This window comes from Enterococcus sp. S183_ASV_20, assembly GCF_018919685.1.
In the GTDB taxonomy this organism is placed as follows: Bacteria; Bacillota; Bacilli; order Lactobacillales; family Enterococcaceae; genus Enterococcus; species Enterococcus faecalis.
Genome location: NZ_JAHLRI010000001.1, coordinates 90916 through 104637, shown reverse-complemented (window position 1 = coordinate 104637; position 13722 = coordinate 90916). Strand labels below are relative to the sequence as shown.

General features: G+C 38.4%; 11 protein-coding genes. 8 read left to right on the top strand and 3 right to left on the bottom strand.

The features are described 5' to 3' along the window. Entirely contained in the window at positions 1 to 930 is a 930-nt protein-coding gene (locus KQI94_RS00515) for a LysR family transcriptional regulator (protein WP_002361904.1), read from the top strand. 188 nt (positions 931 to 1118) lie between these two features. On the opposite strand, the gene KQI94_RS00510 is transcribed toward KQI94_RS00515, so the two are convergent. After that, positions 1119 to 2165, bottom strand: coding sequence for a GntR family transcriptional regulator (locus tag KQI94_RS00510; RefSeq protein WP_002374726.1), 1047 nt, complete (start codon positions 2163 to 2165; stop codon positions 1119 to 1121). 156 nt (positions 2166 to 2321) lie between these two features. Between KQI94_RS00510 and KQI94_RS00505 the strand changes: the two genes are divergently transcribed. The 4 genes from KQI94_RS00505 to KQI94_RS00490 all read left to right on the top strand — a co-directional run bounded on the left by KQI94_RS00505 (position 2322) and on the right by KQI94_RS00490 (position 8654). Next, complete coding sequence (locus tag KQI94_RS00505; RefSeq protein WP_002369315.1) at positions 2322 to 3611, top strand: glycoside hydrolase family 125 protein; 1290 nt, start codon at positions 2322 to 2324, stop codon at positions 3609 to 3611. An 11-nt stretch (positions 3612 to 3622) separates the two neighbouring features. Then, positions 3623 to 6313, top strand: coding sequence for an alpha-mannosidase (locus KQI94_RS00500; RefSeq protein WP_002369316.1), 2691 nt, complete (start codon positions 3623 to 3625; stop codon positions 6311 to 6313). Between the two features lie 161 nt (positions 6314 to 6474). Then, positions 6475 to 7653 carry a pyridoxal phosphate-dependent aminotransferase gene (locus KQI94_RS00495; RefSeq protein WP_002365726.1) on the top strand — a complete coding sequence of 393 codons (1179 nt, stop codon included), beginning with the start codon at positions 6475 to 6477 and terminating at the stop codon, positions 7651 to 7653. A 110-nt stretch (positions 7654 to 7763) separates the two neighbouring features. Continuing rightward, on the top strand, positions 7764 to 8654 hold the full coding sequence (locus KQI94_RS00490; RefSeq protein ID WP_002357425.1) for a phosphate ABC transporter substrate-binding protein PstS family protein: 891 nt from the start codon (positions 7764 to 7766) through the stop codon (positions 8652 to 8654). Between the two features lie 41 nt (positions 8655 to 8695). On the opposite strand, the gene KQI94_RS00485 is transcribed toward KQI94_RS00490, so the two are convergent. Together KQI94_RS00485 and KQI94_RS00480 are read right to left on the bottom strand one after the other, a co-directional pair. Further along, positions 8696 to 10471 carry an ATP-binding protein gene (locus KQI94_RS00485; RefSeq protein ID WP_002390658.1) on the bottom strand — a complete coding sequence of 592 codons (1776 nt, stop codon included), beginning with the start codon at positions 10469 to 10471 and terminating at the stop codon, positions 8696 to 8698. Further along, the gene (locus KQI94_RS00480; protein WP_002357427.1) at positions 10468 to 11178 is read right to left on the bottom strand and encodes a response regulator transcription factor; all 711 of its coding nucleotides are present in this window, start codon (positions 11176 to 11178) and stop codon (positions 10468 to 10470) included. Before KQI94_RS00480 ends, KQI94_RS00485 begins: the two co-directional genes overlap by 4 nt. Positions 11179 to 11340: 162 nt before the next feature. Here KQI94_RS00480 and KQI94_RS00475 point away from each other — a divergent pair, with 162 nt between their 5' ends. The 3 genes from KQI94_RS00475 to ffh all read left to right on the top strand — a co-directional run bounded on the left by KQI94_RS00475 (position 11341) and on the right by ffh (position 13650). After that, positions 11341 to 11805 (top strand): DUF523 domain-containing protein, encoded by a 465-nt coding sequence (locus tag KQI94_RS00475; RefSeq protein ID WP_002369322.1) that lies wholly within the window; start codon positions 11341 to 11343, stop codon positions 11803 to 11805. 83 nt (positions 11806 to 11888) lie between these two features. Further along, entirely contained in the window at positions 11889 to 12227 is a 339-nt protein-coding gene (locus KQI94_RS00470) for a putative DNA-binding protein (RefSeq protein WP_002369323.1), read from the top strand. A gap of 4 nt (positions 12228 to 12231) precedes the next feature. Beyond that, complete coding sequence (gene ffh / locus KQI94_RS00465; protein WP_002361897.1) at positions 12232 to 13650, top strand: signal recognition particle protein; 1419 nt, start codon at positions 12232 to 12234, stop codon at positions 13648 to 13650. Positions 13651 to 13722 lie beyond the last annotated feature (72 nt).

Genomic DNA, 13722 nt, shown 5'->3' with positions numbered 1-13722 from the left:
TTGAATATTCAACAAATGAAGTATGTTGCTGCCATAGCTAACAATGGGAGTTTTCGGGAAGCAGCCAAAAAACTATTTATTACACAACCTAGCTTGTCAAATAGTATTCGAGAATTAGAAGAAGAACTAGGGATTTCCCTCTTTTTACGTACCAATAAGGGCGCTTTTTTAACAGAAGAAGGAATGGTTTTTTTAGAACAAGCAGAGAAAGTTTTAGTTCAAATGGAGTTATTGGAAAATCGCTATCGCGAGACAGTGACCAGCGAACGATTCTCCATCTCTTCGCAACATTACGATTTTTTAGGTGAGGTAATTGCCAAAGTTCTTAAAAAGTATGGGGATCAATATAAAGATTTTCGTGTCTTTGAAACCACGACCTTAAAAGTAATTGAAGATGTCAAAGGATTTCACAGTGAGCTGGGGATTATTTATTTAAATGAACAAAATAGTGTCAGTATTGAACGGTATTTAGAACAAGCTAATCTAGCCTACGAGGTAATTAGTACTTTTAATACACACATTTTTTTAGGAAATCATCATCCTTTAGCCAAGCAAAAAGAAATTCATTTAGAGGAATTAGTTCCCTATCCACAAGTTCGCTTTAATCAAGAAGGAAGCAATTTTTCCTATTTTTCTGAAGATTTAGTTGAAATTCCTGAACAGGAATCGGTCATTCATACTACGGATCGTGGAACCTTGATGAATTTGTTGGTAGAAACCAATGCTTATGCTTCTGGTTCAGGAGTCGTAACGGGTTTTACGAAGAAAGAAATTCGGTTAGTGCCATTGGCGCCAGCTTTGGAAAATCGTATTTGTTTACTCTTTCCCAAAAATCGGGAAATCAGTCCAATTGGTCGCTACTTTATCAAAGAATTAAAAGCGTTGTTTAAAAAAGAGGTAGATACCAAAACATTTAGCACTAAGGAATAAAAAGAAGAGGTCGGGACAGAAGTGTTTAACTCCGAGAAATAAGAAGGAATTTCCGAAAATTGTTCTTTAATTTTTGGAGAATTTCGGCTTATTTCCGAAGGATTTGCTTCTGTTCCCGCCGTTTATTAGTTTTTGAGCGTGGAGCAAAAATCCAAAGTGATTTTTGTCCCACGCTCTTCTTTTTTGGCTCATTTTGAAACAGTAGAAATGGTTTCTCTTTCAATTAATGTGACAGGCACTTGAATGTCTTCTATGATTTGAAGGTCTTGTTGCATCGTTTGTAATAACACTTCACCAGCTAGTTTTCCCATTTCTTTAAAGTCTTGCGCCATGGTTGTTAATGGCGGTTCGACAAATGCTGCTGCTTGAATATCGTCAAAACCAATAATCGATAATTCTTCTGGCACATGAATACCTAGGTTTTTACAGTTTCGTAAACAATGTAACGCGCTGAAGTCATTATCGCAGACCACGGCTGTGAGTTGGTGCGCCTCAAAATACTGTTTAAAGTTGTGTTCATCTAAGAGATTGGTTTCCGTGATTGCTGTATGAAACGCCAGATTGGCTTCTTTTAAAGCTTGGAGATAACCTAAATAACGTTGCCGAACGGATTGTAGGGCTGGACTTCCTGAAAGGATATATCCAATTTTTGTATGTCCTAAGCCAATTAAGCGTTCGGTTGCTGTTTTACCACCAGCAAAGTTGTCTGATTGAATGGTTGCAAAAGGTAAATCATGGATCTTTTTATCCAAGACAACGACTGGAAAATTCATCAAAGCCAACTCGAACAGTAAGTCGAGATAGTCATTACTAGTAGCAGCATAATAGACAAGCCCGGCAAACTCATTCACAATGTCCGCAGCATTTTTCTCTCTCAAAAAATTAGGCGAGGTCATAAAGACTTCTAAACCAGCTGCTTGAATAGTAGGGGCCAAACCGCTATAGAAATTTCCTACTGATAAATCGTCTGCAAAAGGCAATAAAAAAAGAACTTTATTTAAAGAGGTATGAAGAGGATGCTTTGGTGCTTGAACAAAACTTCCTTTTCCTTGGTGACGTTGGATTACGCCTTGCGTTTCCAACTCAGTTAGCGCTCGTTTGGACGTAATTCTACTGACGTTAAACTGAGCCGATAATTCTTTTTCGGTAGGCACTTGCGCTCCAACAGGCAATCGCCCTGAATCAATTTCATTTTGTAAATAATCAATAATTTGTTGATATAATGGTTGCTTCATTCATTTCACCTCACAATAAGATATATCTTATTTATAGTTTACCATAAATTAATTGGTTTTAAAATGAAAAAAATGATCGAAATCACTAGACAAAGTGAAATGTAAACGCTATAATTCAATTGTTAAATGATATATCAAATTTAAGAGGTGACGAGAATGGTTTATACAGAAGTTCCAAAATCCGTAGCAACATTTATGGAGACAATTACAGAAAAATGCGGTGAAGCACATCAAGATTGGGCAAAAAACTTTCAGGCGGCCTTTGCCAATACTTTACTAACAACAGTGAAACGTCAAGAAGATGGTACTACCTTTTTATTAACAGGCGATATTCCAGCAATGTGGTTGAGAGACTCAACAGCACAAGTTCGTCCCTATTTAGTGATTGCGAAAGAAGACGAAGACCTTGCTCAAATGATTGCTGGTTTGGTTAAACGCCAGTTTCGTTATATTTGCATTGATCCTTATGCCAATGCGTTTAATGAAACAGATAATCATGCAGGCCATCAAACTGATAAGACAGAAATGAATGGCTGGATTTGGGAACGGAAATATGAAATTGATTCATTATGTTACCCGGTCCAATTAGCCTATTTACTTTATAAAAATACTGGGATGACCGAACAATTTAATTCAGATTTTGTGGAAGGCGTCAAAAAAATTCTCAACGTTTTTACAACAGAACAAGATCACGCACAGTCACCTTATTTATTTGAACGAGATACGTGGCGTCAAGAAGATACGTTGGTTGAAGCAGGGAAAGGAACACCAGTTGGCAAAACAGGGATGACATGGTCAGGCTTCCGTCCTAGTGATGATGCCTGCCAATATGGTTACTTAGTTCCTTCTAATATGTTTGCAGTCGTAATTTTAGGCTATATTCAAGAAATTTTCTCTGATGTTTTAGAAGATGCTACGATTGGGGCGATTGCTAAAAAATTACAAGAAGAGATTGAAGAAGGCATCCAAACATTTGGACGAACAAAAAATCAAAATAACGAAACGATTTACGCGTATGAAGTGGATGGCTTAGGCAATGCAAGCGTGATGGATGACAGTAATGTTCCCAATTTAGTAGCAGCCCCTTATCTGGGTTATTGTTCAACAGAGGATGAACAATATTTAACAACGCGTCAAACCTTATTAAGTAAAGAAAATCCTTACTTCTATGAAGGCAAATACGCGAAAGGGATTGGTAGCTCGCATACACCAGAAAATTACGTGTGGCCGATTGCTTTAGCAATGGAAGGAATGACAACCAAAGATAAAGCAGAAAAAGAACGAATTTTAGATTTATTAGTTGCCACAGATGCGGGGACTCATTTGATGCATGAAGGTTTTGACGTAGATAATCCTGAAAATTATACAAGAGAATGGTTTTCATGGGCTAATATGATGTTTTGTGAATTAGTTATGGATTATTTTGACATCCGAGTGGAAAAATAGGAGGAAAAGTAATGACAAAGAAAAAAGTCTATATTGTTTCCCATAGTCATTGGGATCGTGAATGGTATCTGCCTTATGAAGAACATCATATGCGCTTAATTGAATTAGTGGATAATGTATTAGATTTAATTGAAAATGATCCAGAGTTTAACAGTTTCCATTTAGATGGACAAACGATTATCTTAGACGACTATTTACAAGTTCGCCCAGAGAAAAAAGAAGCCGTGAAAAAAGCTGTCCAAGCAGGCAAACTAAAAATCGGACCATTTTATATTTTACAAGATGACTTTTTAATTAGCTCTGAATCCAATGTTCGAAACATGCTGATTGGGCATTTAGAAAGTCAAAAATGGGGAGCACCAGTTCAATTAGGTTACTTCCCGGATACATTTGGGAATATGGGTCAAACGCCTCAAATGATGCAATTAGCAAATCTGCCTGCGGCTGCCTTTGGACGCGGGGTGAAACCGATTGGCTTTGATAACCAAGTCTTAGAAAGCGACTATAGCTCACAATATTCTGAAATGTGGTGGGAAGGTCCTGATCAAACGAAAATTTTCGGCTTGCTTTTTGCTAACTGGTATAGTAATGGGAACGAAATTCCTTCAGAAAAAGAAGCGGCAATCGCTTTTTGGAAACAAAAATTGGCTGATGTGGAACGTTACGCTTCCACAAACCATTTATTGATGATGAATGGGGTCGACCACCAACCTGTACAAAGAGATATTACTAAGGCCATCGCTTTAGCCAATGAACTATTCCCAGAATATGAATTTATTCATTCCAATTTCGATGACTATTTGAAAGCTGTTCAAGAGGAGTTACCAGAAGATTTAGGAACAGTAACAGGTGAATTAACGAGTCAAGAAACGGATGGCTGGTACACATTAGCCAATACTTCTTCTGCTCGCGTCTATTTAAAACAGTGGAACACAAAAGTCCAACGCCAATTAGAAAATATCGCAGAACCTTTAGCAGCAATGGCTTACGAAGTAACTGGCGACTACCCACATGACCAATTTGATTATGCTTGGAAAACATTGCTTCAAAACCATCCGCACGATAGTATTTGTGGCTGTTCTGTCGACGAGGTTCACCGAGGCATGATGACTCGCTTTGAAAATGCCAATGATGTCGGGCATTTCTTAGCAGATGAAGCAACACGACAATTAACAGAAGCAATTGATACAAGTGTTTTCCCAGAAAAAGCGCACCCGTTTGTTTTATTTAATACTAGTGGCTATCAGAAAACGGAGGTTGTCACTGTGGAAGTGGAGATTGAACGATTGCCATTTTATACAGGAAAACCTGAAGATCTTTATCATGAATTAAAACAAAAAGCCACCCCAGATTATCAAGTGATTGATCCAACTGGAAAAGCCGTTGCAAGCCGTATTGTCAAAGAAGATGTTCGTTTTGGTTACGATTTACCTAAAGATGCTTTCCGTCAACCGTACATGGCCAAATACTTAACGGTCGAATTATCTGTCAAAGAAATGGCGCCATTCTCTTGGGATAGCTTTGCATTGATTCAAGGAGAAACGAAAGCTTTTGAAGGAAGTCTTTTGGCTCAACCAGCAACAAATGAAATGGAAAACGAATTTATTCAAGTGAAAATTGAAAACAATGGTAGCTTAACCATTGCTGACAAAAAAACAGGAGAAACATTTTCAAAATTGTTAACATTTGAAGATACTGGCGACATTGGGAATGAATATATCTTTTTCAAACCGACCGAAGACCAAGGAATTACAACCGAAAATGTAACGGCTGAAATCACGAATAAAGAAAATTCCCCTGTAAAAGCAAGTTATCAAATTAAACAAACCGTCATGTTACCAGTTGCGGCAGATGAACGATTAGAAGAAGAACAAAAGGCTGTTCGTGAGTTTAGAGAACGCCTTGCACAACGTTCAACGACGCTTCGCCCGTTCGAAATAACGACAATGGTTACAATGATCAAAGAAAGTAACCAATTGTTCTTTGAAACAACCATTAATAATCAAATCAAAGATCATCGTTTACGCGTGCTTTTCCCAACTGGCATGGTCACAGAAACACACGAAGCGGATAGTATTTATGAAGTCGTGACACGACCAAATCAAGTAAGCGACACATGGGAAAATCCAACAAACCCGCAGCACCAACAAGCGTTTGTGAATGTTCATGACCAAAACAAAGGCGTGACTATCTTCAATGAAGGCTTAAATGAGTATGAAGTCTTAGCAGATGGAACCATTGCGGTCACATTAATTCGTTGTGTTGGCGAACTAGGTGATTGGGGCTATTTTGCGACACCAGAAGCACAATGCCAAGGAGAATATACCTTTAAATATGGTTTGTCATTGCATGGAAAACCAGAAGAACGCTTTGCTACGTATCAACAAGCCTATAGTGCACAAATTCCTTTTACTGCAGCTACTACTGCGCGTCATGAAGGTAAACTAGCACCGAACCATGTCTACTTGACAACGGCAGAAGGACCAATTGGTTGGACAGCCGTTAAACGTCAAGAGCAAACAAATCATTTAGTCGTTCGTGGCTTTAATCTAACAGCGCAAAATATTCCTTGTGAACTTCACAAAGAGACACAACCAGCGACTTGTTTAACAAATGTATTAGAAGAACCGTTGACACCAGCGATAGAAGTTGATGCACCATTACGTCCGTTTGAAATTCGGACATGGCGTTTCGAAAAATAAATAAATAGGAGAACTTTGTTGAAAAGGACAAAGTTCTCCTATTTTCTTTTCTGTCGTTTTTTTGAGATATTTATAATAAAAATCTAGCGAAACAATGAGAAAATCATTCATTTTACGGTCAATTTGTGCTACTATAACGTCAACTGAAGGAGTGAAGCTAAATGGATTTAACCAATCGTTTTAATCGTCAAGTAAATAAAATTGCTGTTTCTTTAATTCGTCAATTTGACGAACAAGTCTCAGGAATTGAAGGTATTTTAAAATTAACGCTAGGAGAGCCGGATTTTAACACACCTGAGCATGTCAAAAAAGCAGCCAAAGAAGCAATTGATGCGAATTTTTCTCATTATACAGGGATGTCTGGTTTATTAGATGTCCGTGAAGCAGCCGCTTATTTTATGAAAGAAAAGTACCATTTGACTTACCAGCCTGCGACAGAAATTTTAGTAACAGTTGGAGCAACAGAAGCGATTTCAGCTTCGTTATTAGCAATTTTAGAACAAGGTGACAAAGTGCTATTGCCAGCACCTATTTACCCAGGGTATGAACCAATTATTACATTGGCGGGGGCGGAACCGGTATATTTGGATACACGAGACAACGATTTTGTCTTGACCCCTGAAATGATTGAAGCGGCAATGGCCGAGCATGGGGAACAAGTCAAAGCAATTATTTTAAATTATCCTAGCAACCCAACTGGTGTCACCTATAACCGCCAAGAGTTGCAAGCAATTGCTGATGTTCTAAAAAAATACGACATTTTTGTGATTAGTGATGAAATTTATAGTGAGTTAACTTATGATGAGAGTCATGTTTCGATTGCTGAAATGTTACGTGACCAAACGATTTTAATTAACGGTTTGTCGAAATCACATGCCATGACAGGCTGGCGGATTGGCTTTATTTTTGCACCAGCGATTTTAACAGCGGAGATCATTAAAGTTCATCAGTATTTAGTTACTGCGGCTGCAACTGTGTCTCAAAAAGCGGCTGTTCGTGCCCTAATCGAAGGAATGCATGATGCTGAAATTATGAAAGAAGAGTATCGGAAACGGCGCGATTTTGTTTATGAACAGATGACTCAATTGGGGTTTGAGGTTGCGCGTCCAAATGGGGCCTTTTATATTTTTGCTAAGATTCCTACTGGTTATGAACAAGATTCTATGAAATTTTGTATTGATTTAGCGCAAAAAGAAGCAGTAGCGTTGATTCCAGGTATTTCTTTTGGCCCAGAAGCAGAAGGATACGTCCGAATTAGTTATGCGTCCGATATGGATAAATTAACAACGGCCATGGAACGAATTGCACATTACATGGCGACACAACGCGTAACGCACTAGCCTTTATAGATTCTTTACACACCTTTACCTTTTATTTACATTTAATTGAAACAGAATTAACAGAGTCTTGGTAGACTAAACTTGTAACTAATTGAAAAGGAAGTGCAAAGATGAAAAAACGTGTAATTGCAGCAACTATGCTGAGTCTAGGGTTATTATTAACTGGGTGCGGAGCTCAAGGAGGCACAACTGAAAAATCCAGCGAAGCGGATAGTAACAAACCAGTTAAAATTGTCGCTGTTGGTTCCACCGCTTTACAACCGTTAGTAGATGCTGCGAAAGATCAATTTACACAAGAACATCCTAATTATACAGTTTCTGTCCAAGGTGGCGGCAGCGGAACAGGACTTTCGCAAGTTGCAGATGGCGCAGTGACCATTGGAAATTCCGATGTGTTTGCCGAAGAGAAAGATGGCGTGGATGCCTCTAAATTAGTCGATCATCGGGTGGCCGTGGTCGGTATGGGACCAGTGGTCAACAAAGAAGTCGGCGTGAAGAATTTAACGAAGCAACAATTGATTGATGTCTTTACTGGCAAAGTCAAAAACTGGAAAGAAGTGGGCGGCAAAGATCAAGAAATCGTCGTAATAAACCGCGCAAACGGAAGTGGCACCCGAGCAACATTTGAAAAATGGGGCTTAGATGGAGCTAAACCAGTTCAATCACAAGAACAAGATTCTTCGGGAACAGTTCGTAAAATTGTTGAACAAACACCAGGAGCAATCAGCTATTTAGCTTTTTCTTATATGGATGATTCCACTGTTGCCTTAAGCATTGATGGTGTTGAACCAAAAGAAGAACACGTGAAAGACAATTCATGGAAAATCTGGTCTTATGAACATATGTATACAAAAGGGGAGCCTAATAAAGAAGTAAAAGCCTTCTTAGACTATATGGTCACCGATGATGTTCAAAAAACAATTGTCAAAGACTTAGGTTATTTAGCCATCACAGACATGCAAGTAGAACGTGATGTAAATGGAAAAGTAACTGAAAAATAAACAAAAAAACTCAGCCAATAAACAGGATTGGCTGAGTTTTTTTAGGCTTCTTTTTTTGTTAAAGGCAAGGTGATTGTAAAAGTGGTCCCTAAGCCTAAGTGACTATCAATGGCGATTTTACCGCCTAATAATTCTGTGTAATTTTGGACAATAGCTAGACCTAGACCGGTGCCACCAGAATGACGGCTACGTGCTTTATCGACACGATAGAACCGTTCAAAGATCCGTTCTTGGTCTTTTTGACTAATGCCAATGCCAGTATCTTGAACAGATAAACGTAATTGCTGATTTTCTATAGCATAAGAAATAGTAATCTGACCATTTTCTTGGGAATACTGAATGGCATTTTCAATTAGATTCTTCACGATTGGATAAAACAATTCGTATTTGGTGAAAAACTGGCTCTCTGGCAGACCATGAACGACTGTTTTCAGCTGTTTTGCTGCCAATTGTTGCTGATAAGAACCGAGAATTTCTGTAATAAATTTTTCTAAAGTAATTTCTTGTTCTGCATAAGGAATTGTCGCGCTGCCCCGAGAAAGTTCTAAAATTTCTTGAATTAATTGTTGCAGACGCTGGGCATCTTTTTGCATGATGTGCAAAAATTGATTAAGGACTTCCGGATCTTCTTTGGCACCGTCTATGAGTGTCTCGGTAAAGCCCAAAAGAGAAGTGACAGGCGTTTTTAATTCATGAGACACGTTTGATACAAAATCTTTTTGCATTTTTTCTAGTTGGCGAACGCGCGTTAAATCATAGGCAATTCCTAACACTTGATAATCATTGGCGCTTTGATCATCCAAGTAACGAAGAGAAAGATCTAATCGTAAAGGTGTTGGTCCTTGTGTCACAGTGATTTCTTGATGTAAACTGTTTTTTTCAGCGACGACTTGATGGATTAAATGAATCAAATCGGCGTCTTGAATCACTTCGAGATAATTGCTTTGCATATTTTTAGCAGAGAGTCCTAACATTTCCTGCATTTTAGGGTTCAACAGACGAAGCCGTCCTTGCGTATCAATGATAAAGACACCAATCATCAACTCATCTAAAAGTTCGTGAAATTGCTCATCCGCAGACGTATACGCTTTATACGTTTGACTTACTTGTTGACTCAGTAGGTTAATAGTTTCGTAAAGTTCATTCCATTCAGAAGATTGCTGGATAATGGATCGATTTTCATCTGGATGTTTAAGCATTCGTTTCAGAATCGGTAAGACAGTCACTAGCGGTTGATTTTTTTGCCGTAACAATAAAAAGATAAACAAGGTAATTAGTAGGAACAAGATGCCAAATGTAAAGATAATATAGCGACGAAAAGATTGAATATTTTTAGAAAATAGCGCGGTTTGTTCCGAAATCCGAATAATGCCAACGATTTCTCCTGATTTTAAAACAGGCGTGGCAACGTACAGAAGTTCTTTATTTAACGTTTTACTCTTTCGTAAAGCTGAACCATAGGTAGCTCCTGATAGAACCGCAGCGATTTCAGGTCGTTTTTTGTGCGACTCTAGCGGTTCATTTTGGCTGCTGTCAAAAAAGACGGTACCATTTTTTTGCAACAAAGTTACCCGTTCTTCTGCATCATCTAACGCATGGGTGACAAGGAGTTGTTGTTGGTTTGTCAGTTGCCCTTTTTCGAAAACGGAAGGGGGCAACTGGTCTGTTAAAAGGGTATTTTTTCTTCTTAAATAGGTTTCTTGCTGAGCAACCATTTCTTTTTGAAAGAAAAAATTGGTCGCTGCAATACTCCCGACAAATAATAAAAGCATGACTGCCGCAACTAAAAAATATTCAATCCGCAGTCTCTTTTTCATCGTTTTGGCTCCTGAAAACGGTAGCCAAAGCCACGGACAGTTACTAAGTAAACGGGCCGTTTGGGATCGGGCTCGATTTTATCACGTAAATGACTAATGTGGACATCGACGATGCGACTTTGTCCAGCGAAGTCATATTGCCAAATTCGTTCCAACAAGGTTTCCCGATTAATGACCCGATCTTTGCGTTTCATGAAGTAAACGAGTAATTCAAATTCTTTCGGTGTTAGCTCAATGGGCTGATTGCGCACAAAGACTTCATAATTTTGTTCATCCACACGAATCTCGCCAATCACAAGCGGAGCTTTAGGTGTGTCCTCTTGAAGCGTTTCGGTCGTGGTAGGTTTTAAACGACGGAAAATAGCTTTCATGCGTGCTAGGACTTCTCTGGGACTAAAAGGTTTTGTTAAATAATCATCTGCCCCAATTTCTAAGCCGATGATTTTATCTACTTGTTCATCTTTGGCAGTTAAAATCAAAATAGGCGTGTCAATTTTTTCTCGACGAAGTGCTTTGGTAATTTCTAAGCCATCCATACCAGGAAGCATTACATCTAAAATTATAAAATCATATTGATTAGACAAAGCTAATTCGAAGCCGTTTTTACCATCTTCGGAAGTAGTCACCTGATAGCCTTCTTTTTCCAAATTAAAGGTTAACAAAGTTAAAATCGATGGTTCATCATCGACGACAAGAACTTTTTTCATTTACATAACTCCTTCAAGAAATTTCTGAAAATAAGTGTATATTTCACTATTGTTAGTTTAACATATTTTTAGAGGAAGAACGTACTTTAAAGTAAGCGAGAATGCTACTTTTGAGAAAAGTCAACTCATGGTATAATAGAGAAATGAAATGAGGAGAAGCGAATGATTGGTATTAGTAGTTGCTTAGGTGGGATTTGTTGCCGTTACGATGGAAAATCTCAAGAACAAGAAGCGTTAAAACAACTTGTAACTAATGGAAAAGCAATAATGATTTGTCCCGAAGTTTTAGGGGAGTTGCCTATTCCACGTCCGCCAGCAGAAATCATTGGCGGGGATGGCTTTGATGTTTGGGCGAATACTGCTTATGTATATACGGATAACGGGGAAGATGTGACTGAGACATTTAAAGCAGGGGCACAACGCGCGTATCAAAAATTAAAAGCCCTACAAATTACAACCTTGATTTTGAAAGAAAAAAGTCCCAGCTGTGGCAGCCAGCTGATTTATGATGGACAATTTTCTGGCATTAAAAAAGCTGGAGTTGGAGTCGCAACTGCTTATTTTATTCAACAAGGAATGACCGTTTATTCTGAAGAAACATGGCAACTTGCGGACATTTCTTTTTAAAAGGTAAAAACTTAGTAAAAAAAGATTGACTATTCCCTATGAAATCGGTAACCTATAAGGGATTGAAGATGGGAGCACGGCTCATGGAAATGGAAAAAACAAACCGCATGAATGCGTTATTTGAATTTTATTCGACATTATTAACGGAAAAGCAGATGAATTATATGGAGCTTTACTATGCTGATGACTTTTCTTTAGGAGAAATTGCGGAAGAATATGAGGTTAGTCGCCAAGCGGTTTATGATAACATTAAACGAACCGAAAAAATTTTAGAAGAATACGAAAAAAAGTTACATCTTTATTCAAACTATGTTGTACGGAAAGAATTTCTTGAACAACTACAGCAGTATGTTCAAGAAACTTATCCCAAAGATAGTGAAATCAAAAAATATATTGAACAAATTCAAGAAATAGAGGAATGAAACTATGGCTTTTGAGAGTTTAACAAACCGCCTACAGCAGGCAATGAGTAAAATCCGTCGTAAGGGAAAAGTTTCCGAAGCCGACGTAAAAGAAATGATGCGAGAAATCCGTTTGGCTTTATTAGAAGCCGACGTTAATTTACAAGTGGTCAAAGATTTCACAAAACGTGTCAGAGAACGGGCAGTAGGAGTCGAAGTATTAGAAAGCTTATCACCAGCCCAACAAATTGTAAAAATTGTTGATGAAGAATTAACGAAAACGTTAGGTTCAGAAACGGTTGAACTGAATAAATCTCCAAAAATCCCGACAGTGATTATGATGACAGGGTTACAAGGGGCTGGTAAAACAACTTTTACTGGTAAATTAGCAAAACACTTAATGAAAACTGAAAACGCTCGTCCGCTTTTAATCGCTGGTGACGTTTATCGTCCAGCAGCGATTGATCAGTTGAAGGTTTTAGGTCAACAATTAGAAGTTCCCGTTTTTGATATGGGAACAGATGCTAATCCAGTGGAAATTGTTCGTCAAGGGTTAGCATTAGCAAAAGAAAAGAAAAATGATTATGTCTTAATTGATACGGCCGGCCGTTTACACATTGACGAAGCTTTAATGGACGAATTGAAACAAATTAAAGAGTTGGCTGATCCCAATGAAATTCTGTTAGTTGTTGATGCGATGACGGGGCAAGATGCTGTCAACGTTGCAGATAGTTTTAATGAACAGCTTGGAATTACTGGGGTTGTTATTACCAAAATGGATGGCGATACTCGTGGGGGGGCTGCGCTGTCAATTCGGGCAGTAACGGGTGCTCCGATTAAATTTGTCGGTTCTGGTGAAAAATTAACCGATTTAGAAATTTTCCATCCCGATCGTATGTCGAGTCGTATCCTAGGTATGGGGGACATGTTGACGCTAATTGAAAAAGCGCAACAAGATTACGATGAGAAAAAAGCAGAAGAACTTGCTCAAAAAATGAAAGAAAACAGTTTTGACTTTAACGATTTCATTGAGCAATTGGATCAAGTTATGGGCATGGGACCGATTGAAGACTTATTAAAAATGATCCCTGGAATGAGTAACATGCCTGGTATTGAAAATGTCAAAGTCGATCCAAAAGATGTGGCACGGAAACGGGCGATGGTCTTATCAATGACCCCTGCAGAACGTGAAAATCCTGATCTATTAAATCCTAGTCGCCGCCGCAGAATTGCAGCTGGTTCAGGAAATAGTGTGGTTGAAGTCAATCGTATGATTAAACAATTTAAAGAATCCAAAAAAATGATGCAACAAATGTCCAAAGGGGATATGAACATTCCTGGTATGGATCAAATGTTAGGTGGCGGCGTTAAAGGCAAGCTAGGTAAAATGGCCATGAATCGTATGATGAAGAAAAACAAAAAGAAGAAAAAGAAAAAAAGATAAACAGGCTTTAGTTAATTATTGGAAGAAACAGAAAGTGCGTCATCAGTCTCTTCGACTGATGGCGCACTTTCT